Annotated in this window: 20 protein-coding genes; 11 read left to right on the plus strand and 9 right to left on the minus strand. The window is 61.9% G+C overall.

Going from position 1 to position 23,801, the window contains the following annotated elements:
• Positions 1–38: 38 nt before the first annotated feature.
• The 3 genes from rsxC to rsxA form a co-directional block, all read right to left on the minus strand.
• Positions 39–1,895, minus strand: a complete 1,857-nt coding sequence (gene rsxC / locus MAIT1_RS15070; protein ID WP_085444384.1) for an electron transport complex subunit RsxC — start codon at positions 1,893–1,895, stop codon at positions 39–41.
• Between the two features lie 113 nt (positions 1,896–2,008).
• Positions 2,009–2,548, minus strand: a complete 540-nt coding sequence (gene rsxB, locus MAIT1_RS15075; protein WP_085444385.1) for an electron transport complex subunit RsxB — start codon at positions 2,546–2,548, stop codon at positions 2,009–2,011.
• Between the two features lie 10 nt (positions 2,549–2,558).
• Entirely contained in the window at positions 2,559–3,152 is a 594-nt protein-coding gene (rsxA, locus tag MAIT1_RS15080; protein ID WP_085444386.1) for an electron transport complex subunit RsxA, read from the minus strand.
• A 462-nt stretch (positions 3,153–3,614) separates the two neighbouring features.
• Here rsxA and MAIT1_RS15085 point away from each other — a divergent pair, with 462 nt between their 5' ends.
• Positions 3,615–4,466, plus strand: a complete 852-nt coding sequence (locus MAIT1_RS15085; RefSeq protein WP_085444387.1) for an Mrp/NBP35 family ATP-binding protein — start codon at positions 3,615–3,617, stop codon at positions 4,464–4,466.
• A 190-nt stretch (positions 4,467–4,656) separates the two neighbouring features.
• On the plus strand, positions 4,657–5,613 hold the full coding sequence (locus tag MAIT1_RS15090) for a GGDEF domain-containing protein (protein ID WP_085444388.1): 957 nt from the start codon (positions 4,657–4,659) through the stop codon (positions 5,611–5,613).
• 338 nt (positions 5,614–5,951) lie between these two features.
• Here MAIT1_RS15090 and MAIT1_RS15095 read toward each other — a convergent pair whose 3' ends face one another.
• Positions 5,952–6,536, minus strand: coding sequence for a DNA-J related domain-containing protein (locus tag MAIT1_RS15095; RefSeq protein WP_085444389.1), 585 nt, complete (start codon positions 6,534–6,536; stop codon positions 5,952–5,954).
• Positions 6,537–6,540: 4 nt separating this feature from the next.
• Positions 6,541–8,043 carry a tetratricopeptide repeat protein gene (locus MAIT1_RS15100; protein WP_085444390.1) on the minus strand — a complete coding sequence of 501 codons (1,503 nt, stop codon included), beginning with the start codon at positions 8,041–8,043 and terminating at the stop codon, positions 6,541–6,543.
• A 152-nt stretch (positions 8,044–8,195) separates the two neighbouring features.
• On the opposite strand from MAIT1_RS15100, the gene MAIT1_RS15105 reads away from it, so the two are divergent.
• Positions 8,196–9,338 (plus strand): DegT/DnrJ/EryC1/StrS family aminotransferase, encoded by a 1,143-nt coding sequence (locus MAIT1_RS15105; RefSeq protein ID WP_085445909.1) that lies wholly within the window; start codon positions 8,196–8,198, stop codon positions 9,336–9,338.
• Between the two features lie 54 nt (positions 9,339–9,392).
• Here MAIT1_RS15105 and MAIT1_RS15110 read toward each other — a convergent pair whose 3' ends face one another.
• The 4 genes from MAIT1_RS15110 to MAIT1_RS15125 all read right to left on the minus strand — a co-directional run bounded on the left by MAIT1_RS15110 (position 9,393) and on the right by MAIT1_RS15125 (position 12,524).
• Entirely contained in the window at positions 9,393–9,689 is a 297-nt protein-coding gene (locus tag MAIT1_RS15110) for an STAS domain-containing protein (protein WP_143814870.1), read from the minus strand.
• Positions 9,690–9,912: 223 nt separating this feature from the next.
• The gene (locus MAIT1_RS15115) at positions 9,913–10,995 is read right to left on the minus strand and encodes an Mrp/NBP35 family ATP-binding protein (protein ID WP_085444392.1); all 1,083 of its coding nucleotides are present in this window, start codon (positions 10,993–10,995) and stop codon (positions 9,913–9,915) included.
• A complete protein-coding gene (locus MAIT1_RS15120; RefSeq protein WP_085444393.1) occupies positions 10,992–11,261 on the minus strand; it encodes a hypothetical protein in 270 nt (89 codons plus the stop codon). The genes MAIT1_RS15115 and MAIT1_RS15120 overlap by 4 nt, the downstream gene beginning before the upstream one ends.
• Positions 11,262–11,357: 96 nt before the next feature.
• A complete protein-coding gene (locus MAIT1_RS15125; RefSeq protein WP_085444394.1) occupies positions 11,358–12,524 on the minus strand; it encodes a glycosyltransferase family protein in 1,167 nt (388 codons plus the stop codon).
• A 156-nt stretch (positions 12,525–12,680) separates the two neighbouring features.
• Here MAIT1_RS15125 and MAIT1_RS15130 point away from each other — a divergent pair, with 156 nt between their 5' ends.
• The 8 genes from MAIT1_RS15130 (at position 12,681) to MAIT1_RS15165 (ending at position 23,712) form a co-directional block, all read left to right on the plus strand.
• Positions 12,681–13,130 carry a hypothetical protein gene (locus tag MAIT1_RS15130; protein ID WP_085444395.1) on the plus strand — a complete coding sequence of 150 codons (450 nt, stop codon included), beginning with the start codon at positions 12,681–12,683 and terminating at the stop codon, positions 13,128–13,130.
• A gap of 103 nt (positions 13,131–13,233) precedes the next feature.
• Complete coding sequence (locus MAIT1_RS15135) at positions 13,234–14,541, plus strand: coiled-coil domain-containing protein (protein ID WP_085444396.1); 1,308 nt, start codon at positions 13,234–13,236, stop codon at positions 14,539–14,541.
• A 146-nt stretch (positions 14,542–14,687) separates the two neighbouring features.
• Entirely contained in the window at positions 14,688–15,071 is a 384-nt protein-coding gene (locus MAIT1_RS15140; RefSeq protein WP_085444397.1) for a PH domain-containing protein, read from the plus strand.
• A gap of 44 nt (positions 15,072–15,115) precedes the next feature.
• Complete coding sequence (locus MAIT1_RS15145; RefSeq protein ID WP_085444398.1) at positions 15,116–17,131, plus strand: sensor histidine kinase; 2,016 nt, start codon at positions 15,116–15,118, stop codon at positions 17,129–17,131.
• Between the two features lie 143 nt (positions 17,132–17,274).
• On the plus strand, positions 17,275–18,861 hold the full coding sequence (locus MAIT1_RS15150; RefSeq protein ID WP_158089532.1) for a sensor histidine kinase: 1,587 nt from the start codon (positions 17,275–17,277) through the stop codon (positions 18,859–18,861).
• Positions 18,862–18,910: 49 nt separating this feature from the next.
• Positions 18,911–19,405: a hypothetical protein gene (locus MAIT1_RS15155; RefSeq protein WP_158089533.1), complete on the plus strand. Its 495-nt coding sequence runs from the start codon at positions 18,911–18,913 to the stop codon at positions 19,403–19,405.
• A 111-nt stretch (positions 19,406–19,516) separates the two neighbouring features.
• The gene (locus MAIT1_RS15160) at positions 19,517–20,731 is read left to right on the plus strand and encodes a tetratricopeptide repeat protein (protein WP_085444401.1); all 1,215 of its coding nucleotides are present in this window, start codon (positions 19,517–19,519) and stop codon (positions 20,729–20,731) included.
• A gap of 341 nt (positions 20,732–21,072) precedes the next feature.
• Entirely contained in the window at positions 21,073–23,712 is a 2,640-nt protein-coding gene (locus MAIT1_RS15165; RefSeq protein ID WP_158089534.1) for a tetratricopeptide repeat protein, read from the plus strand.
• The last annotated feature ends 89 nt before the right edge of the window (positions 23,713–23,801 follow it).

The following is a 23,801-nucleotide window of genomic DNA, read 5'->3' on the forward strand; positions in this document are numbered from 1 at the left end:
GTGGTCAATGCCCCGATTTGGCGGTCAATGCCACGGGTTCACGCCTGCTCGTCTTCCTTGGCTGCGGCTTCCCGCGCCAGTTTGGCTTCCCGCGCCGCCTTGGCCGCCTTGGCGGCTGCTGCGGCCTTGGCGGCTTTGGCCGCTTTGTCATCGGCCGGAGCGGCTGTGGGCGTCTCATCAGAGGTTTCGGCGGCGCCGGCCTCTTTGGCTAACTTGGCTTCCCGCGCGGCTTTGGCGGCTTTGGCTGCGGCTGCGGCCTTGGCGGCTTTGGCTGCTTTGTCATCGGCCGGAGCGGCGGCGTCGCCGCCAGCGGCAGCGGCTTTGGCTTCGCGCGCGGCTTTGGCGGCGGCTGCGGCCTTGGCGGCTTTGGCCGCCTTGTCGTCACCGCCTGCCGACGCGTCCGCTTTGGCCTCGGCAGCGGCAGCGGGCTTGTTGGCCGCGGTCTTGGCCTTCAGCGCCTTCTTCTTGGCTTCACGCTCGGCCTTCTCTTTGGCCATTCGCTCCTCTTTGGCCTGGGTGCGCGCCTTGGCCAGCTCGGTCTTGCGGGCGTTGCGCTCTTTGGCCTGGATCGACAGCTTGCCGTAGCGGAAGTAGTGCACCAGCGGAATGTTGGCCGGGCAGGTATAGGAGCAGGAGCCGCACTCGATGCAGTCGAAGATGTCATACTCCTGCAGCTTGTCGAACTCATCGCTCTTGGCCAGCCACGCCATCTCCGAGGGCATCAGGCTGATGGGGCACACCTCCAGGCAGTGGCCGCAGCGGATGCAGGGCTGCTCGGGCTTCTCGGTCGCCTCTTTGGCGGTGAGGCAGAGAATGCCGGAGGTGCCTTTGACCACCGGCACGTCCAGCGCGGTCATGTCGCGCAGGGCCACGCCCATCATCGGGCCGCCCATCACCATGCGGGTGGTGTTGCCCTTCATGCCGCCGCACAGGTCGATGAGGTGACGCACCGGAGTGCCCATGAGGGTGTCGAAGTTGGCCGGGCGGGTGATGCCCAGTCCTGTCATGGTGACCACGCGGGAGATCAGCGGTTTGCCTTCGCGCACCGCTTCGCTGATGGCCAGCGCGGTGGCGACATTGTGGCAGATGACGCCGGCGTCGATGGGCAGGCCGCCCGAGGGCACCTGCTTGCCGGTGATCACTTCGATGAGCTGCTTCTCCGAGCCCTGCGGATACATCACCGGCAGCGCCTGCACGGTGATCTGCGGGTGGTCGGCGCAGGCGCGCTGCATGGCGGCGATGGCGGCGGGTTTGTTGTCCTCGATGCCGATGACGCACTCTTTGGTCTGCAGCGCGTGCAGCATGATGGCGGCGCCGTCGACGATCTGCTTGGATTGCTCCTCCATCAGGCGCGCGTCGCAGGTCAGATAGGGTTCGCACTCGACGCCGTTGAGGATCAGGATCTGCGCCACTTTGCCGCCGGGGGGCGACAGTTTGACGAAGCTGGGGAAGGTGGCGCCGCCGAGACCGACGATGCCCGCTTCGCGCACCGCATCGCGGATGGCGGAGGGTTCGGCGGTGAAGGGATCGGCGATGCCTTTGAGGCCATCGATCCACTCATCCTTGCCGTCGGGCTTGAGCACCGCGCAGAGCATGGTCAAACCGGAGGGGTGGCCCACCGGGTGGTCGACAATCTCTTCGATCACCCCCGAGGTGGGGGCGTGCACGGCGGCGGAGATGAAGCCCACCGGGTTGCCGATGCGCTGTCCCTTCTTGACCGTTTCGCCCGGATCCACCGCCGGATCGCAGGGCGCGCCAATGTGCTGATGCAACGGCACATAGAGCTTGTCCGGGATTCCCGCCGATTCGATGGAGCAGAATTGCGAGAGATCCTTATGTTCTTCGGGGTGCACCCCGCCATGAAAGGCGCGCAGCACCTTGGCCGCAATACCCATGCGAACACCTCATTACGCAGTGTGGCCCGGACCGCAGGGGTCCCGGCGCGGGCGACGGAACCGGAGGGGAACCGCCCGCGAAACATCGTCGCCTGTGGCGCGACGGAAAGTTCTTAATGGACGGTGGGGGCCGCCGGTCCGGCGGGTTTGTTCCACTGCCAGTCGTAGAGCGTCTCTTTGACCGGGATCATATCGATGCAGTCCACCGGGCAGGGCTCGATGCACTTCTCACAGGAGGTGCACTCGGCGGTGATGACGGTGTGGGACTGCTTGTTGGCGCCGACGATGGCGTCCACTGGGCACGCCTTGATGCAGGCGGTGCAGCCGATGCAATCGGTCTCGCGGATGAACGCTACGGTGGGGCCGGAGTCCTCCATGGCGGCGGGCTCAACGCCCAGCATGGCGGCGAGATCCTCCATCAGATCCTTGCCGCCAGGGGTGCAGAGATTGATCTCCGCTTCGCCATTGGCCAGCGCTTCGGCGTAGGGGCGGCAGCCGGGGTAGCCGCAGTTGCCGCAGTTGGTGGCGGGCAGAGCCGCCTCGATTTTGTCCACCATGGGGTCGCCCTCCACGTGGAACTTCTTGGCTGCGTAACCCAGTCCCAAACCGGCGACCAGGGCCATGCCGCCCATGCTGAGAATCGCTTCGATCATGACTGCTCTCCTATTTCACCAAGCCGGCGAAGCCCATGAACGCCAGGGACATCAGACCGGCGTTGATCAGGGAGATGGGCGAACCCTTGAACAGGGCGGGCACGTCCGACAGGTCGATGCGTTCGCGCATGCCGGCGAACAGAATCAGAACCAGGCCGAAGCCCAAACCGGCGCCAATGCCGTAGAATGTGGCGTTGAGGAAAGAGTTCTCTTGCTGAATGTTGAGCAGCGCCACGCCCAGCACGGCGCAGTTGGTGGTGATCAGCGGCAGGAAGATCCCCAGTGAGGCGTACAGCACCGGGCTCACCTTGTGGATCACCATCTCCGTCAACTGCACCAGCGAGGCGATGATGAGAATAAAGGAGATGGTCTGCAAATACCCCAGCCCGAACGTGTCGAGGATGTAGTGCTGCACCAGCCAGGAGATCACCGAGGCCAGGGTCATCACGAACATCACCGCGTAGGTCATGCCCACTGCGGTCTCGACCTTTTTGGACACCCCCAGGAAGGGGCAGATGCCGAGGAATTTCGCCAGCACATAGTTGTTGACGAATACGGTGCTGATAAGAATCAGCAGGAAGTTGGAAAACGAGACTTCCGTCATGAGGGCTCTCCCTGGGTGCGCGGCGCGGACCATTCGGGAGGACCCCGAGGTGCGGGCTGTGCGAGCGTTTCAGCTTTTCAGAGAATTCTTAATTGCGAGTGATTTCAAGGGTTTGAACTGCAAACCGGGAGAAATCGAGTTTCAAATATAAGGGAGTTTTGTCTGAATGTCACGAAACGATTCTGCATAAGCGAATTCTTATCCAGGCGCCGTGGGGAAAAATGGCGCGCAACGGAACTTGCCCATCGCTGCGGGGCTCTGACGCAACGCCTTGACGCAACGGGGCGTTGCGCTAATGTTATCAGCGACTGCGCCAGCCCGGCGCCGAGCCCATCCAACGGCGATATTTTTTGCCCCCGCGCGTTTTCAACGCCGGGCGCGGCTTTGTCAGTCCGGGCGACGATTCCCACAGCCACCGGCGGAGTTCTGCTCACGCCGCAACGATGCTTTTGGAGAGAGATTATGCAAGGACACGGACAACCGGGTCACGGCCAACAGCCGCCGCCTGAACCCCTGATTCCCCACGTCAAACACGTCATCGCCGTGGCCTCAGGCAAAGGCGGGGTGGGCAAGTCCACCACCGCCGTCAATCTGGCGCTGGCGCTGCGCGCGCAAGGCGCGTCCGTGGGTATTCTCGACGCTGACATCTACGGTCCCAGCCTGCCGCGCATGCTCAACGTGCACGAACAGCCCAAGGCCGAAGAGGGTAAGAAGGTTCCGCCCATGGAGGCCCATGGCCTCAAGGCGATCTCCATGGGTTTCTTTATGCCTGAGGATACGCCCATGGTGTGGCGCGGCCCCATGGTGGGCATGGCCGTCGAGCAGCTGCTGCGCGACATCGACTGGGGCGAGCTGGATTTCCTCATCGTGGATATGCCCCCGGGCACCGGCGACGCCCAGCTGACCCTGACCCAGAAGATCCCCCTGGCGGGGGTGGTGATCGTCTCCACCCCGCAGGATGTGGCCCTGGCCGACGTGCGCAAGGGCATCAACATGTTCCACAAGGTGGAAGCCCCGGTGCTGGGGGTGATCGAGAACATGTCCTACTACGAGTGCCCCGAGTGCGGCCATCGGGCTGAGATCTTCAGCCATGGCGGCGCCGAGAAAGAGGCGCAATCTTCGCAGATTGAGTTCCTTGGCCACATCCCCATTATCGAGCAGATCCGCATCGACGCCGATGCGGGCGCGCCGACGGTGGTGGCCAACCCCGATAGCCCGCAGGCGCGCGCTTATATGGAGATCGCCAAACGCGTCTCCGAGAAACTGGCTGAAGGCGCGGGTCAGCCCAAAGGGCCGAGCATCGTCGTGGAGTAATTCCCGCTCTCTTGTCATGCTGAGCGCCGCCTTCGGGCGGCGCTCTTTGTTTGTTGTCTGGCGGCGCGGCCGGGGTTCCTTTGTGGCGCGGTCAGGTTTATTTTGTTGTTTGCGCACCCACTTGGTTGATTCCCCTTAATTTTCCGTCATCGCGTTTTGTGTGACGCCGTTGCTGTGTTTAGGAGCGGGCATGTCTTTGTTTGACCCTCAAGAAATTGCAAAAGTCCAAGTATTCGAAGGCGTTGATCCTGTGCTGCTGGCGCCGGTTCTGGAACAGCATGCGCGTGAAGTGACTCTGGCGCCGGGTGAGCTGCTGCTGTCGCCGGAGAAGGAGAATCGCCATCTCTATCTGGTGCTCTCCGGCCAGTTGGAGGTGCGCGTCAAGCACATTCGCGGGCCGTTGCTGCGCCGGGTGCAGGCGGGCGAGTCGGTGGGCGAGATGTCGGTGATCGAGCATGCGCGCCCCAGCGCCTGGGTGTTGGCGGGGAACAAGCCGACGCGGTTGATCGCGGTGGAGGATGAGGCGTTTTGGCGTCTGGTGGAGCGCGCCGGGGTGGTGGGGCGCAATTTGATGCGCATCGTGGTGCGTTGGTTGCGCAACAACACCGAGAATCTGGTGGCGCAGTGGGAGCGTATCGATGTGCTGGAGGCGCAATCCTATCGCGATGCGCTCACCGGCTGCTACAACCGCCGCTGGTTCGACGAAGCGCTGGCTTTGGGGGTGCAGGAAGCGGTGGAAGCGGGCGGCGAGCCGCTCTCATTGGCGCTCATTGACGTGGATAAATTCAAAACCTACAACGACTCATACGGGCACCAGGCCGGGGATCAGGCGCTCAAGGCGCTGGGGCAGTGCCTGCGCGAGATGGCGCGTTCGCACGATCGCGCGGTGCGTTATGGCGGCGAGGAGTTCGCCGTGCTGATGCCGCAGACCACCCTGGAGCAGGCCCATGAGGCGGGCGAACGCATTCGTCGCGCAGTGGAGCGACTGGCCATTTTCGACCATGCAGGCGTGCCGTTGCCCCATATCACCCTCTCTATGGGGCTGGCGCAGAGCGATAATGAGTCCACGCCGCAATCCATGATCGACCATGCCGACCAATATCTCTACGAAGCCAAACAGGCTGGGCGCAATCGCGTGTGTGGGTAATCGCTCAGGCGTGATGCGCAGCGGTTGTATTGTCAGTTGAAATCAGAATCGGACTGTTTGGGTTTTGGTCATGAAAGATATCGAGGGCTACGCCCTCGAGCTCCCAAAGTCAAAATCCAAAGCGTGGGCTCCGCCCACACCCGCTGGGCGCAACGCCCCCAGACGATTTGGCAGGATTGCCAAATCGGACTCGCGCAAGCGAGCCCGAAGGGTGAGGGCCATGGATGGCCCGAATCACCCCGCCGCCGACCAGTCGGCGGCCAATAGTCAGCGCAAGTTCAATCTACGTCACGCAAACATTAGCCATTCTGTCCAGTTTTTGTTTTGACTCTCTATAGTTACATGTTGAGCAGCACGTCGGCGGCTTCGGCCACGCGGCGGAAGCGCTCAGCGTCGCCGCCGCGGTCGGGGTGGTTCTCCATGGCCAGCTTGCGGTAACGCCGTTTGATGGTCTCTTGAGTCGCATGGCCCGGCAATCCCAACTCAGCCAACGCCTCATCGCGCTTGTCGTAGCGGTCAAAGCGCTTCCAGAAGCTGTCGAGCATCTCCTCCACCATCTCCCGCGTCACATTTTCCAGATGCGAATCATCCAGATAGTAGGCGTCAACCTTGGAGGCGGGCTGCGGCAGCACTTCGCTGCTGGTTGCGGTGGCCAGTGGCGTGATGACGATCTTCAGGCAGTGAATCTCCAGATCGGCGACGCCCTGCTCTACCTGCTGGCGGCGCAGCAGGTGGAGCAGGTGAAACAGCAGAAAGTGTACTTCGAACAGCTGTTTGGGGTCGCCCAATTTGCGTTTGGCGAATGGCGGGATTTCGCGGTCGGCGAGAATCTGGTAGAGGTCGAATTCGCGGATGCCCTGGGGGTGCTCCTGCAGGATCTCCCACAGGATCGCCATGAGCGCGGTTTTGCGTTTGTCATCCATGGCGTCAGCCCCCGTTGGGCCTTGCTTGGGTGAGCCATTGCGCCAGGGCGTCGCGAATCTCCTGCGCGGGCGCCGACCAGTCGCCGGGAGCCTGTTGACGGAACAGGCGCATGGTGGGGTACCAGGGGTTGTCTGCGGCGTCGATGCCCCAGCGCCAGTCGGGGGCGAAAGGCGTGAGCAGCCAGGTGGGGATCTCCAACGCGCCGGCCAGGTGGGCGGCGGCGGTGTCGATGGAGATCACCAGATCCATGCGCAGCATGGCCGATGCGGTCTCCTGGAAGTCGCTCAGCAGCGGGGCCCAGTCGGTGAAGGCGGGGCCGCCGGGAATGCCGGGCGGTTCGGTGTGGGCGACGCCGGTTTGCAAACTATGCCAGCGCACGCCATCAGTGGGCAGCTCCGCCCATGGCGCCATGTCGCTGAGTTCACATGAACGCCAGCGCGCCGGGTCGTTGCTGTGCAGCCCTTTGCCGGACCAGATGACGCCAATGTTGAAGGCGTCGCGGTCAATGCGTTCGGCCCAGCGTTGGCGCGACTCGGCCACCGGCGTGAGATAACCGCACTGGCCGGGAATGCTCTCCACGCGGGTCTCAAACAGACGCGGCAGCTCCAGCAGGGGGACGGCGTAATCATATCCATCGCACATCTGCGCCACGGCGCTGGGGATGGTGTAGAGATCGACCTCCAGCTCCGAGTGCTGGAGGAGCGGCAACAGAGGGAGCGGGCACTCCAGCGCCAATGCGGCGGGGTTGCGCGCCTTGAGCATGGGCAGATAGCGGACAAACTGGATGTTGTCGCCATACCCCTGCTCGCAACTCACCACGATGCGTTTGCCGTGCAGATCCTCTCCCTCCCAGCGTTGGGCGGATTTGGGCAGGCGCGCAAAGGAGTGGGCGATCTGCGCGAAGCTGAAGCGCCACATATAGTGCAGCCAGCCCTTCTCATACAGACCAACGGTGAGCAGCGTGAGGGCGAAATCCACATGTGCGCGGGGGTTGCGCGGCTCCAGATTGATGGCGCGCACAAACGCGCTGGCCGCCTCATTGAACTGTTTAAGGGACTTTAAACAGAGTCCCAGGTTGATCCAGCTGGCCGCCTGATTGGGGTCGATCTGGGTGGCGCGATGGAATGCGTTGGCGGCGGCGGCGTTCTCGCCCAGATCCATAAAGGCTTCGCCCTGGCGATGCTGGGCGATGGCGTTGTCCGGTTGCTGTTGGCAGACGTCACGATAGTGCTCCAGCGCCTCAGCGCTACGGCCCAGGTGTTGCAATGTTTCGCCCAGACTCAAGCGCGCCTCAATCCACTGCGGGCGCAGGCTCAATGCTTGCTCCAAGTGGGGCAGGGCGGCGTCATGGCGCTCCTGACCGATGTGCGCCAACGCCGCCAGGTAGCGGGCGTCAGCGTGTTCCGGCTGCTGTTGCAGGAGCTGGTCATAGAGGGTGAGGGCCGCGTCCAGCTGGCCGGCGCTCTGTTGCGCGATGGCCTGTTGCAGCAGGTGCTGTGCATCCATATGATCGACAATCCTGTGGCGCGGGTGGCTTTTCAGACAAAGCGTCAGGGCTCAGGCGATGGTGTGATTGTCCGCTGCGCGGGGCGTGGGATCAAGAGATATCCGTTGCGACAGAGTATTACTGGTCATGATGAGGAGAGAGAGTGGTGGGCATGATCCCGTTGGCGATTCCCGATCTGAACGGCAATGAAGCGCGTTATTTGCAGGAGTGCGTGCAGAGCACCTTCGTCTCCTCGGTGGGGGCGTTTGTGGATCGCTTTGAGGGTCTGGTGGCCGAGGCCGCTGGGTGTGCGGGCGCTGTGGCGGTCAGTTCCGGCACCGCCGCGCTGCATGCGGCGCTCACGGCGGTGGGCGTGGGGCGCGATGATCTGGTGATCATGCCCAGCTACACCTTTATCGCCACCGCCAACGCCGTGGCGCAGTGTGGCGCGACGCCCTGGTTGATGGATGTGGAGCCTGTGGGCTGGGGCATCGACCCGGAGATGACGCAGCAGGCGCTGAGTCAGGAGTGCGAGCGCGTGGATGGCGTGCTGCGGCGGCGCGCTTGCGGACGCCGGGTGGCGGCTGTGCTGCCGGTGCAGCCGCTGGGCAACCCCTGTCGTATGGAGGCGGTCACTGCGGTGGCGCGGGGATTTGAGCTGCCGGTGATCAGCGATGCGGCGGCGGCGTTGGGGGCCACCCGTCATGGCAAGCCGGTAGGGGAGCTGGGCGCGGATTTGACCTGCTTCTCTTTTAATGGCAATAAGACAGTCACCTGTGGCGGCGGCGGCGCAGTGGCGGGGCAGGACGCTGAGCTGCTGGCGCGGGTCAAGCACTTGACCACCACCGCAAGGGTGGGGCCGGGATATGACCACGACGTGGTGGGTTTCAACTACCGCATGACCAATCTGCAGGCGGCGGTGGGGTGCGCGCAGATGGAGCGTCTGGCCCAGTTGGTGGGGGCCAAGCGGGCGATCCATGCGCGCTATGTGGCGGCGTTTGCCGATATTTCTCCTGAACTGCGTCCGTTTGCGCAGGCGTCGGGCTCAGAGGGGGCGTGGTGGTTTTCTGGGATCATGTTGGAGGGCGATACACAGCGTTTGGCGCGCTTGCGCGATGATCTGCGCGCGGCGGGAGTGGATGCGCGGCCATTCTGGAAGCCGATGCATCTGCAAACGCCCTACCTGGACGCGCCGCGCAGTGCGATGGCGGTGAGCGACGCCATCTGGCAAGGGGTGTTGCCACTGCCCAGTTCAACGGGGCTGCGCGCGCAGCAGCAGCAGCAGGTGATCGACGCCTTGCTGCAGGCGTTGTAAGCCAGGCGCGCAGGCGTGGAATCTTGTGTCGGGAGTAAGCTGGGGCGCGATGGGTCAGGCGGTGTGGGTGACCTGCATAATGCGGTCGAGCTGGGCCATTTTGAGGGATTTGACGATGATGTCGCTGTCGGAGAAGATCGCCAGCTTGGGGCAGTAGCGATCCATCACCATCAGCAGAGTGCCGATGAAGGTGCTGTCGACAAAATTCACGCCGCGCAAGTGGATTTCGCACTGCTTGGCGCCGCTGTTCTTCAGGTGTTTCTCTTCGAGCTTTAGGACTTGAGAGACGTCATAGACGCCATTCATCTCAATACGCAGGACGCCGCCAACGTTGGATGAGCGAATCTCCATGGGGTAACCCTCTTTCAGACTGGTGAATCCCATAAAATCGAGGGAGCTGTTTTGCAGGGGGGACGAATACAGAACTGTGCCGTCTATGCCCTGCCGACCCGCGTGGAGAGTGCTAAATGAGAGAGGTGGCGTCCATGCCAGGGTCCGCATCCTGCTTGGCCTCGATTTTGGCCGAGTGTCAGGCGGCTGTCAATGCTCTACGTCAGCGGAAAACGCGGTTTTTTCAGGCCGATGAATTCGCTTCTTGAGCGGCCTTGGCGATAGGGTTTGTCGTGGGGCTGAGATTCAGTTTCTCCCAAATTCTATGCGCCAAGTCGGTAAACGCGCGCGCATAATCGCTCTCGGGGTGGGCCAATACGGCGGGCTGGCCGCTGTCAGCGTCGCGCGCGGCGCCGGCATCCAGCGGCAGATGCGCCAGCATCTCCATCTCCGGCGGCGCAGTGCGCTGCGCCTGCGGAAAGGGGTGGTTGTGGTGGCCGCACGCCTCACAGGCGAACAGGCTCATATTCTCCACCACCCCCAGCACCGGGATCTTCTGGCGCTGGAGCTGATCCAGGGCGCGGCGCACGTCGCTCCAGGCCACCTCCTGCGGGGTGGTCACCACCACCGCGCCGCTGGCGCGCACGGTGGAGGCCAGAGTCAGGTGCACGTCGCCGGTGCCCGGCGGCATGTCCACCACCAGCACATCCAATTTGCCCCACACGGTTTTGCGCGCCATCTGCGCGATGGTTCCGCTGATCATCTGGCCGCGCCAATCCAGCGCCTGACCCGGCGCGATGAGCGAGCCCACCGAGAGGAATTTTAATCCATGCGCCATCACCGGCATCAACTGCTCGTCGGTCACCGTCTCCGGGCGGCCATGCTGGCCCAGCATGGTGGGCACGCTGGGGCCGGTGATGTCGGCGTCCAGCAGGCCCACTTTCAGACCCTGGGCGCTCAATGCCGCCGCCAGATTCACCGCCACGGTGGATTTGCCCACGCCGCCTTTGCCGCTGGCCACCAGGAGAATGTGGCCCACGCCCGCCACCCCCTGTTCGGCTACGCGCACATGGCCGATCTCCAACTCAACGGAGCCGTCGTAGACGCTGGCGATGGCCGCCAGCGCTTCGGCGCGAAAGGCGGCGATCTTGGGCTCCTCATCACACACCAGATTGAGCGCCACATGGGCGCCGTCGTCATCCACGCGCACCTCCTTGAGGAGGTTGAGCATGGCGATGCTCCAGTTCAGCTTGGGCTCGCGCACCTGATCAAAGATGGCGGTAATGCGCTGAACGGCGGCGTCATGGTTGGATTGGACGCTGTTCACGAGGCGGACTCCGGCGAACTGGACAGCAGTTGCATCAAAGGGTTGGGGGCGTTTTGCGCCTCCTCCATGGCCCACTGATCCACCAGCGTGGCCAGACAGTCGTGCAGAATGGGATTGGTCCACAACAGGCGATTGCTGGCGGTGATGGCGTCGTTGGCCTCATCGATGAAGATCAAGCCCGAATCCCGCGCAGTCTTTTCGATCAGCGCCCACATTTTGGGGTGTCGGGTTTGCACAAAGTGGAGATAGCCGCGCTCTGGGTTCATGGGGTCGCCGTCGCCAAAACAGGTGGATCCTGATGCTCATATGCGACTTTTGCGCAAAACTGTCAAGCGCGTTGTGCGTGGTGTGTAAAAAAAAATCTAAACGCCTGTGAGTTCAAGAATTTGCTTGATGCGCGCCGAGAAGGTGTGGGCGCGGTGAACTTCCGCCCGGCCGGCCTGGGCGATGCGCCGTCGCTGGGCGTCATGGGCGCTGTACCAGGCGGCTTTTTCCACCATCTCTTCGGCGCTGTCGTAGCCGATGAAATGGGTTCCCTCCGCAAACGCCTCCAGTAGGGGCGGTTGTCGGTCCGCCAACAGAAATCCGCCCGCATACAAGACGTTGAATATGCGGTCTGAGAGGCCGTCGCGGGCGTAGATGCGCGCCAGGGAGAGATTGATGCGGCTGGCGGCGAAGATCTCGCCGCTGCGTTCATATTGGGGCGCGGGACCGTGATAACGCACGTTGGGCCAATCCAGATCGCCCCAATCCTCGGGGCCGAATGCATCCAGTTGCGGCAGGGACTTGAGCATCTGCTCACGCTGCAGATAGGCGATCTCCTTGTTGAGCAGCATCAGCGCCGAGTCTGGGTCCATGTTGAAAATCTGCAACAAACCGTCGGTATGCGCCATCACATCATGGAGGATTGCGGGGGCGTCGTAGCGCCCCTGCAAGGTGAGCGCGTGTTGCTGATCCAATACCCGCTGGAACTGCTGCTGCAGAATCTCAAACAGGCGGCGCAGTTGATCGTTCATGGCGTCGCGCTGGGCGGCGATGCCCTCCAGGGTGCGGCGGTAGTAGTTGTTCTCGCCAGCCTCCACGGAGCCGATGAAGCTGACGCCATATTGCGGTTCGGCTTGCGCTTGGGGATAGCCGTCCGGGCGTACGTTGGCGGCGTTGAGCACATAGTGGCAGCGCGCGCCGACGGCGCGGAATTTGGCGATGTCTTCGGTGTAGGTGGTGAGGATGATGTCGTTGGGGCCGTATTGAACCTGACGTAGGAACGCCGGGTTCAGATTTTTGTCCACCTCCCACTGAATGGCGGGCAGGTCCCATTCCCGCGCCAGCAGGGTCAAGGCGGGCGACAGGCAGGGGTGGGTGAAGAGAAAGTCGGCGCCGATGGCGTCGCGTTCGCCCAACGTGCGATGATAGTCGGCGTCGGTTTCGATGATGCGCGCAATGGGTTCAACGCCATTTTCGCGCAGGGCCGCTTCGATGTCAGGATAATAGTTGCGGTCGCGACGTTGTAAAAACAGGCAGCGCTTCATATATGATCCATTAAGTGCGGCGCCGGAGCGCTTAGAGGTCAGACTGGGATTTCGTCGGTTAGACGTCGGTTATTTCAACGCTTGGCCGTTTGAATGGAAACTAAGCAAAGCGCGTACCGCCAGAGGCGGGGCGTGATGAGAGAAGAGGAGAATGCAATGCAACGGAAACTGGGTTGGGTGGCGTTGGCGTTGTTGACGCTGGCTCTGCAGGCGCCGTCGACGGCGCAGGCTGACTGGAAGCAGTCCTTTAGCGAGAGTCTGGACGCCGCCAAAGAGGCGGGCGGCAAGGCTTGGGAAGGGACCAAGGAGGCCAGTCAGGAGGCGTGGCAGGGAACCAAGAAGAGCAGTAAAGAGGTCTGGAAGGGGACCAAAGAGGTGAGCAAGGACGCCTGGAAAGGGACGAAAGAGGTGAGCAAGGATGTGTGGAAAGAGACCAAAGAGGTGAGCAAAGACGCCTGGCAGGGGACCAAGAAGACCAGTCACAAGGTGTGGCAGGGGACCAAAGAGGCGGTGCGCGACGTCTCAGAAGCCAAAGAGCCAAGCAAAAATGCGCCGCCGCCGCCAGTGGGCGAGAACGCCGCGTCCACACCCAGCGCAACGCAGTGAAAGCGATCTTTTCCAGTGACGAGAGCTATAGCGCGCCTTGGGGCGCGGCAGACGCATAACGCGCCCCAGGGCGCGCAAAAAGGACAGTATGATGAGAGCGTGGATGGGATTGGCCTTGGGCCTGGCCTTGACGCCGCTGGCGGCGCAGGCGGATTGGAAACAGAGCATCGACCAGGGATTGGAGTCGGCGCGCGAGGCTGGCGGCAAGGCGTGGCGCGGGACCAAGGAGGCGGCGCGAGAGGCCGCCGACAAACTGCCGGACCTCACCGATCGCGCCCTCGATGCGCTGAACGATCCCATGGGCAAGGAGCAGCAGCCGGAACAGCCGCCTTCGGAGGAGGAGCTGCGCGAGGAGCGCTTTCGTCAGGTGTGGGACGATCTGCTCAAAAAGCTCGACGATGGGGTGGAGATGCTCGATCGCATCGATAAAGCCCCCGAGAGCGCCTTCTTCAGCGCCGACAAACCCTCGCTGCGGCGCGATCTGAACGAGATTCTCGATGACACCGTGGTGTTGTTGGAGGATCGCAGCATCGCCGATCTGCAAAACAAAATCGCCGAACATCAGGCGCGCATCGAAGAGGCGCGCGCCAACATCGTCAAATACCGTGAAGCGCGTCTGACCGCGCCCAAGCTGCATGTGGTGAAAGTCACCCGCTCCGGCTATGACCGCATGATCGCCGATGAGGAGCAGATCATCGCCAATCTGGAGGCGGAGATTACGCGCATCCAGGAGGATTTCCGCCAACGTATGGCCGTTATTGGCGTGACGTTGACGCCGGAGCAGACGCGCACCCTGCTGGCGCGGGTGGACGCCGATGATATCGTGCGCATGGCGGCGGTGTTCGACACCCTCAAGCAGGTGACTGCGCAGCTGGCGGAATTGATGGCCGCCTCCGGCGAGGCGGTGGCTCAGAGCCGCCGCTACTACGGCATGCACGTGGTGCTGTTGGAGATGATGGCGCACATGCAGGATCAGTACGTCGAGCAGATTGACCAACGCTATCTGGCCCGTCTGGCGGAGTTGACGGCCAAGACCGAAAGCGTGCGCAACCAGTCGGCGCGGGGGCTGCGCGCAGAGAGCAACCCGCAGCGGCGCGCGGTGTATGAACGCAATCTTGAGGCGCAGAAGCTCACCCTGAAAACCGCGCGCCTGTACGCCGACATGCTCAAGCAGCAACGCGGTCAGGTGGCGCGCGCCCGCGCCGCGGTGCAGAAGGATCTGGATCTGGCGCGCAACACCTACGCCACGGTGCAACTCAGCGCCGATCTGCTGGCGATGCTGAAAACCTCCATGGAGAGCTATCGCGCCCTTACGTCGTTACAGGCGCCGCGCATCACGCCGTTTGAAAATCGCATGATGCGGGAAAAATTCGCCGAGCTGTCCAAACTCCTGAGCAACGACAACGGATAGTGGGTAATCGCGTGGAAAACATGCTATATTCCTGAAGAATCAAAGAGGTTTTGCAGGCTGCCGCTTACGGCGGCTGTGATGAAATTATTCTCCCGGCGGAATCGCCGGGTTTTTTCTCACTCTATTGTATTGTCAGGAGCGCACAAATGGGATTGCTGAGCGGGTTGATGGGCAACGCCTCTGAAGTCAACGTCGATGAACTGGAAGACGAATTCAAAGACGTATTGGCCGAGGGCGAGCAGATTGAACTGGCGTTTAAGTTGATTCGCGATTTGATCATCTTCACCGATTTTCGCGTGATTTTTGTCGATAAGCAGGGCATTACCGGCAAGAAGGTGGAGTACCACTCCATTCCCTACAAGTCGGTGACGCAATTCATTGTTGAAACCGCCGGCCTGGGCGTGGACGATGCGGAGATGAAGATTTGGGTCTCCGGCCAGTCACAGCCTATTGAGAAGGAGTTTAAAGGCGGCACCAACATCATCGGCGTGCAACGGGCGCTGGCGGCTGCGATTCGCGGTAAGAAATAACGTCAGCGTTCAGTTTCGCCGCCCGGGGGGAGTGGCAAATCAGGATGTTTTCACAAGTAGAAGACGATCTGGATCTGCAACAGGCTAAGCGCGCGCACCGCCTGTTGATTGCGCGCGCGTTAGTGTTGGCCGCTACCGCCATGCTGTTGTACGAGGCGGCCAAGGAGGTTCTGTTCCAGGGTCGGCTCACCCCGTGGCAATCCCACTCCATCACCATCGTGGTGACCGCCTTTATCGCCGCTGCTCTGGTGGGCTGGGGGCAGCGCCGCGTGTTGCGCGCGCGGCTGAAGACCGAAGTGGTGAGAAAGCGCGCGCAGTCGTTCCAGAACACCCTGTTGAACGCCCTGCCGGTGGCGGTCTTTTACAAGGATCGAAAAGGGCGCTATCTGGGGTGTAACGACGTGTTTGGCGAAGTGCTGGGCGTCACCAGCGAGCAGATTCGCGGCAAAACGGTGCAGGAGCTGTGGCCCAGCGATCTGGCGGAGGTCTATCACCAGAAGGATCTGGAGCTGATGGCCAGCCCCAGTAAGCAGCGCTACGAGTTCCAGGTCAAGGACCGCCACGGCCAGTTGCGCGATGTGATCTACGGCAAGGGCGTGTTCTGTGATGAGCATGGCGACGTGGCGGGCATTGTCGGCGCGTTTTTTGACATCACCGATAAGAACGACGCTGAACGCTCCCTGGCGGAGTATCGCGACCATCTGGAATCCCTGGTGAGCGAAAAGACCCAGGATCTGAGCGCCGCCAACGCCGCCCTGCGCGAGGCCAAAGAGGCCGCTGAGTCCGCCAGTCGCGCCAAGGGTGAATTCCTGGCCAATATGGGGCATGAACTGCGCACCCCGATGAATGGACTGATTGGCTTTTGCCAGATGGCGCAAAATGCGCAGAATCTGCAGCAAGCGCAGCGCTACCTCTCGCGCTCTTTGCGCGCTTCCCAAGAGTTGCTACATAAAATCAATAGCATACTTGAGTTTGTTGATATCATCAGTGATGATCTCGTCATCCAAGAAATGGACTTTGCGCTGCATGAGGCGCTGGATGGCGCCTGGCGCTCGGTGAGCGCGCAGGCCCACGCCCGTGAGGTGGCGGTGGTGTTGATGATGTCGCCTGCTGTGCCGCGCGCAATGCGTGGCGACCAGCAGCGTTTGCAGCAGATTCTTAGCATCCTCCTCGATAACGCCATCAAGTTCAGCAACGATGGCGGTCGTGTCGGTTTGCGCATCGATCTGATGGCCGAGTTCAATGATCGATTTGACGTAAGCTTTTGCATCAGCGATAGCGGCGTAGGCATTGATGCGGCGCAAAAAGAGCGTCTGTTTGAAGCGTTTGCCCAGGTCGATGGCTCCAGCACCCGGCGTCATGGCGGCATCGGTCTGGGGCTGAGCATCGCCAATCGACTGTGCACAGCGATACAGGGGCGGATTGAGCTGGAGAGCGCGTTGGGGCGCGGGAGCCTGTTTCGCGTGCATTTGACTCTTCGCCGCCCGCAACAAATGGGCGCGCCGATTCCCGAGCTCGACGACGCTGATGTCGACATGGCCGCGTCGCCTGCGCCGGGCGAGGAGGCGGCGTGTCTGGACGCGTCTGTGCGCATAGAGCTGGAGCGATTGCTCGCTTTGACCAAAGAGAAGGATCTGCGTGCGTGTGATGCGGCGCGGGAGATCAATATTCGAGAATATCTTCCTCAGGATTTAAAATCGATCTGGTTGCATTGTGAGCAGAGCTTGAAACTGTTTGATTTTAACGTTGCCTCGCGCGCTTTGAAGATCTTGGAAGATCGCGTGTGTGTGGATGATGGCGTGGACTTGGCGTCCGATGTCACGGCGGATCACGAGGTGATGGAACTGTTCCAACAGTTGCGCGTGCTGCTCCAGGAGTATGACGCGGGCGCGGTTTCGACATTGCAGTCTCTGCATCAACGTTTGCCGGAAGGGCCGATCAAAACCGCTCTGCAGAGAGTGCGTCGTCCTATTTCCCAGTATGAACTGGAACACGCCGCCGAAGAGTTGGATCACATCGGTCGGGTGTTTGGGCTTTGGGGCGATTCCGATAATAAATGACGCTGACGTGACGGTGAGGTGGCTTCCGAGTTTTGCGAGGCTTTTGCAGTCGATTCTTCTGCAAGTACCGGATATGCTGCGCAATATGTAGATTGGCGCGCTGGCTCATGCGCGCCTTTTCCCTCGCTTTCTGGATATGCGCCATGCCGGTCCGTCCTGCTCGACTCTCCATTCGCGCGCTCACTCTCTTGACTCCTGTGGCGTTGCTCCTGGTCGTCATTGCGGTCGCCGTCTTCTCTCAACCCATTCAATCGCAACATCAGCAGCTGGAGTGGACGCTCAATCAGGCGCTATTGCCCGCTTATGATGTCCTCTATCTGCGCACCCAAGAGCTGCAGGCCAGCGGCAAACAGGTGGCGCGGTTCTTACGTCAGGCCCCCACTTTAGACGCGGAAGAGCGCAACTATACGGCGGCGCTGTTGATGCGCATTCAGCAGGAGCAGCAGACGCGATTCCAACAGCGGCTGGAGCATATCGTGGCGCTGATGGCGTGGGGCGGCGGCAGTATGGGCCAATATCTGGACTCCATGGGGCGTCAAATGGCGCGCTATCTCCAGAGCGTCGACGACGCCTTGCTGTCGGCGGTGAAGAACCCGAATCTGGCCGCTGCGCGGGTGGAGCAGATTGTCGCGTTGCAGGAGAGTTTGGCGTTTGCTGTGGCGGATTTACACAGCGCGCTGAACGTTGAAGCACAGTCTCATGTGCGCGATGGCTCGATTCATCTTCAGCGCCAAGCCGAACAGATCACCTATGTGGCGGCGGCCGTGCTGCTGATGACGCTGTTGATCAGCCTGTTGGCGGCGGCGCGCATTCGCGCCAGCGTGAGGCGTGTCAGTGGACTGTTGAATACGTTGGCCGATGGCGACTCTTCGCGCATGCCCTCGTTGCGGCTGGATCGTGACTTTCACCCGTTGTGGCGGCTGGCTGAGAAATTGTCCATGCTCATGGCCGAGCGCGAGCGTCAGCTGCATGAGCTGGAGCGCTCGCGGGCGCGCGCAGAGGCGGCCAGTCGCGCCAAAAGCGAGTTCCTGGCCAATATGAGCCATGAGCTGCGCACGCCCCTGAACGCGATTATCGGATTCACCCACATGGCGCAGGAGGCGGATGATCTGGCCGACGCGCGGGACTATTTGGGACGCAGTCAACAAGCGTCCAAGGATTTGCTGCGTTTGATCGACGGCATGCTCGATTATGTGGATCTGAGCGCCAACGCCATGGTGCTGGACGCGCGGGATTTCACGCTGACGGAGTTGATCGCCATCTACTGGGAGGCGGTGCGTGAAGAGGGGCTGAAAAAGCGCCATGCCCTGACGCTGCATCTGTCATTCAATCTTCCGCGCGCGCTGCATGGGGATCTCAAGCGCGCAGGGCAAATTTTGGCGATCTTGGGTGATAATGCGGTGAAGTTCACCCGCGATGGCGGCAGTGTAGGGTTGGAGATTGAGCAGCAGCAGCAATCGGTCGGGGTGACGACGCTGCGCTTTGGCGTGCGCGATAGCGGCGCAGGCATGGATCAGCAACAGCAAGAGCAGTTGTTCGAGATGTTCACCCAGGCCGATGGCTCCTCGACCCGCGCCCACGGAGGGCTGGGAATGGGATTGACCATCGCCAAGCGGCTGTGTGAGGCGATGGGGGGGGGAGATTTCCGTCCGCAGCGCTCCAGGCCGAGGCAGCCTGTTTCAGTTTTTCCTGCCGCTGAAAATCGGCTCAACCCCCCTGATCAGCGTTGATGCGCCCAGTGAATCGAGAGGCGCGCGCCTGCTCGATGCGCCATTGAGCTTGAGCGGCGAGGCGCGCAGTACGTTGCAACCCCGTATGGAGCGGGCGTTGGCGTTGTTGCGAGGCGCGCGTTTGGACGCCTTGACCCTGCTGGAGCAGACCCCTGTGAGTCACTTTCTGCCCGAAGCGTGGCAACCCCTTTGGGAAGAGGTGATCAACGCTGCGCATCAGTTTGATCTGTTGGAAGCGGCGCAGCGTTTGGAGCGTTTGCTTGAGACCATTGAGTGGGGGGAGGAGAGTGTTGCAACGATTACTCAGCAGGAGCCCGGCGAGGCGCCGTTAAACGCCGATTGGCGCGCACAATTGGCGTTGTTGCGGAGCATGGTCGCGGAATCCGACGCCGCCAGCGGCGATTTGATCAATGCGTTGCTTGATGCGCTCCCCTCTGGCGGTTTGCGTGAGCGATTGGCGCAAGTCGCTGGATGTATAGGGGAGTATGATATGGATAGCGCCGCCGTGGAGCTGGACGCATTGGCGGAGGTTTATCACTTTTAGCCAGGATGGTTGTGGGTTTTTTCTGACCAACGGCATGAAAAGTTGTACCCTGGGCCTCCCACCTATGCGGGAGGCTTTTTTTGTGATGTTTAATACATTTTGGGATGCGTGATGATTCGAGTTATGGTCTGGAGTCTGGTGGTGTGCGTCGCCCTCTACGGCGGCATCTTGCGGGCGGAGGCGGCGCAGAGTGATCTCATCACAGCGGCTGCGGCCAAAGCCGCGCAGGCGTATTCGGCTTCCGTTGATGAAGGCGATCAGGCGCAAATGTTGGCCCTGTTTGAAGTCAAGCCATCGGCTCTGCTGCGCTTTCGCGCCAAATTGGCCCGGGGGTTGGGGCGGTTTTTCTTCACCCGCGACGCCACGGCGGCGATGGGGCTGCTCCGCAATGCGGTCAAATGGGATCCGCTGCATGCGGAAGCTTGGTGGCGGCTGGCGCGGTTGCAGATGCAGTTGGGGCGTTCGCAGGAGGCGGATCAGGCTTTCAAACGCGCGGTGGCGACGGCGCGATATCTGGGACACTCCTCTCTTCAGTTCAATATATTGGGCTATTACGGTTTGCTGCTGCTGAATCTGGATCGGTTGGCGGAGGCGGAGAGTATTGGTGAGCAGGCATTGTCGTTGGCGCGCCAACAGGAGCAGCCAACGTCCCTGTTTGATGCGCTCTATCTGATGGGCAAGATCAAGATGGCCCAGAGCGATTTGGAGCGTGCGGAGTTCTATCTGTTTCAGGCATTAGGGACGGCCAAGCGAGCCGACAGTCAGCAGAATATGGCCAAGGCCCTGTTGCGCCTGGGGCTGTTGGCGAAACGGCATCGGGATTATCTGCGCGCGCGGACCTACTTGCAGCGCGCAGAGGCGTTGGCCAGGTCGTGTGGAGATAAAAGCGTTCTGAACTCAAGCATTATTGAACTGGATAAAGTCAGGCGCAATTTAGACAGGGCGTCGCAGCCGACTGCGAAGCGCTCTTCCGCATTCTCGCCCAGCAAGGCGCCGCCATCCCGCGCCGCCGTTGATCGCGTTTTGGATCGTTCCGGCGCAGCCGGAACCTATCTGGATGCGGAGTTGGCGGATTTTCACCGCTTGCGCCAGCGCGTGGAGGGGTTGCGCGCACAAGGCGGCAAGGATAAGCAGTTGGCGCAGGCGTTGGTGCGTTTGGGTCGCCTGGAGCAGAAGTTCGAACTCTGGGGCAGCGCCAAGTCGCGCTATCAGGAGGCGCTATCTGTGGCGCAGCAGAGCGGCTATCTGGATGGCATTGAAGTGGGGCAGAAGGCGTTGATCGCCCTGGATAAGCGTCGTGAAGCGCGGCAGCGGCGCCATCGTTAACGCCATGTGTGGCGAACAGGGGGGAGCGCTCTGCGTCTGCTTGTGGCGTGGGTGAAAAGTCAGGATTTAGAGCAGGTTGTGAGTCTGCGTGGCGGTCTGAGTTCTGGCGCGGCGATATACGGAGGTTGGTGATGTATTTTGCTGGTCGGTGGGCGCCAGTTGTCGGCGTGTTTGTGGTTGCGAGCGTTGGCGCGGCATTGTTCTGCTCCCCAGCGCAGGCCGTTTCGCCCGCCAACGGCGCAGGCGATCAGTCGGCGCCTGCGCTCACAACGCCGCCTGTGCCACAGCAGCCGGCATCAGAGGCGCTCGACGTCGCTCCACCTCCGAAGCCGTCTACGGCAGTGGATTCCGGCGCCAACAATATTGCGGCGTGGAAGCGGCGTGGGTATCAGATGGTCGAGCAGAACAATCTGCCCGAAGCCCGGCGCGCGTTTGAGCGCGTGGTGCGCCATGCCCAGGCGCGGGGCGATCAGCGCAATGAGGCGCTGGGGCTGGGATATTTGGGATTGATCGCCAAGAAGAGGGGCGATCTGGAGCGGGCGATCCCGTTGTTGGAACAGAGTCTGGCCCAGGCCAAAGCGTTGGACATGCCGCAAGGGGTCATATTCACCAGTCGCCATTTGGGGGCTATCGCCGAGGAGCAGGGCGAGCTGGATCGCGCCGAGCGGCTCTATCGGCAAGCTTTGGCCTCTGCGGAGCAGAGCAAAGACACGCAAGAACAGGCTTATGCCGTCAATGGCTTGGAGAGCGTGTTCTCCCTGCGCGGCGATCTGAAGGGCGCCATTGCGTGGGGCAAACAGTGTTTGGCGCTGTTTCAGCAGCTCAACGACCTGCGTGGGCAGGCGCAGGAGTGGGGCAACTTGAGCGGCGCCTACATTCTGTTGGGGGATTATGCCCAGGCGGAAGCGCATAGTCGACAAGCCGTGCAATTGGCGCAGCAGGCGCAGGATAAGACGCTGCTGGCCAACGCCGCCATCAATCTTGCGACATCACTGGAGAAGTTAGGTCGTGTTGAGCAGTCGCTGAAGACCTACCAAAGGGCGGTGTCGCTCGCGCAGGAGTTGGGCGATCAACACGCCGGGGCTTACGCCCATTGGCCACTCGGGGAGGCGTTGATTGCCGTGGGGCGGCTTGAAAGCGCGTGGGAGCATGGAGCGGAGAGCTTGCGGCTTGCGACGGCGATCGATGATGAAGAGGGGATCGCCAAAGGGCATGCGGTGATGGGGCAGGCCGCGCGCAGGCAGGGGTTGGATCGACCGGCCAAAGCGCATCTGAGCCAAGCGTTGGCGCTGGAGCTCAAACTGGGGCGTCGGCGCAGGGGGGGCTATAGCAGCGTGCGATTGAGCGGCGTGGAGCGCGCTCTGGGCGCGCTGCAGGAGTCGCTTCGGTTGGCTCAACAGGCGCTCGCCATTGGCAAAGAGACGCAAGACGCCTGGTTGCAGAACTACGCCAATGACGAGCTGGCTGCGGTTGCGGAAAAGCGCGGCGAGGCCGCACAGGCGGCGACGCTCTACGCCAAGAGTTTCGAAGCTTGGCTGGCCATGGGTGAGAAACAGCGCGCCGCCTCCACGGCGGATGACCTGGCGCAGGCGTTGAGCGGCGCTGGCGACGCGCTTGGCGCCCAGCAGTGGTGGCGCAAGAGTCTGGCCCTATACGAGGAGTTGGGCGATGTCTACCAGCAGGCGCGTCAGTGGGGCAATCTGGGCGCGGCGCTGTTTGAATCCACCGATTGGCAACGCGCCGAAGCGCCCTATCTGAAAGCTTTGGCATTGGCGCAAGAGGTGGATGGCGGCGAGCTGCTGGCCAATGTGCTGGACAACCTGGGCATGCTGCGCGAGCGCAAGGGCGATCCGCACGGCGCGCGCGCCTATTACCTGAAAGCGTTGGCGGCGCATCAGCAAAGCGGCGATCAGGCGCGTCAAGCTTCCAGTTATCGCCATTTGAGTGATGTGGCGTACAGATTGGGCGAGATGGGGCTGGCGCGTGATATGGCCGAGCAGAGCGTGGCTCTCTACGCCAAATTGCAAAGTGGCGAGGGGTGGGCCAGGGCATTGGTGGCGCTGGGGCGCGTGGCGCTTGGAGAGGGCCGGTTGGCTGAGGCGGAGAGCCATTTCAGCCACTCATTGCAGCTTGATCAGCGCGCCGGAAACAGAAGCGCGGCGGGCTATGGCTCCACGCGCTTGGCGGGTGTATTGCGCGCTTTGGGCCGATGGCAAGAGGCGCGGGAAATGGCCCAGCAGGCGCTTGATCTCGGGCGCGAGTTGGGCGATGTGCGGTTGCAGGCGTATGGACTGGGCGATCTGGGCACGCTGGCGGAGTTGCAAGGCGAGTTGACGACAGCGCAAGACTATTACCAGCAGGCGGCGGCATTGGCCGAGAAGTTGGGAGATCGCTCCCTGCTCGGCTCGACCACGGCGAATCTGGCGCTGGTTCATATGGGGCGTGAAGCGTATGCCGAGGCCGAAAAGCTGATGCGAAAGAGCATCGCCCTCTATGAAGCGGTGCAGGATCAGCAGGGGATTGGGGATCAATATGGCAATTTGGGACTGATCTACCGAATGCAGGGAAAGTGGACCCAAGCCCTGGCGGCGCTGAGGAAGAGTCTTGCCATCGGAGAGGCGTTGGATGAGAAGCGTATGATCGCCACGACGCGCGGTAATATCGGCGTGGTGTTGTGGCGACAGGGGGATCTTGACGCCGCGCACAAAGCGTTGTTGGCCAGCCTGGAGATCGCCGAGCAGATCGGGTTTGTGCGCGTGCAGGTGAATCGATTGCACGATCTGGGCAAATTGGCCATGCAGCGTCGGCAGTGGGATGCGGCGGAGAGCCGTTTGCGGCGGGCGTTGGCGCTGGCCCAGCAGATGGGCGTCCAGCAGCGCGTTGAGGATATTAAAAAAGAACTGAACGAGTTGGCCGCGCAACGCAGCGCTCCAGCGCAGTCGGGAGCCGCCGCTGTTCAACCCGCCGCAGCGACGCAGTGACCGGCGGCTTGAGTGATTGCTGCGAGCAAAAAAAGCAGGGCCGTCGAGAGGGGGACGGCCCTGCGCATATGCAGCCCGGGCGGGAGGGG

It is taken from the genome of Magnetofaba australis IT-1 (genome assembly GCF_002109495.1).
GTDB lineage: Bacteria > Pseudomonadota > Magnetococcia > Magnetococcales > Magnetococcaceae > Magnetofaba > Magnetofaba australis.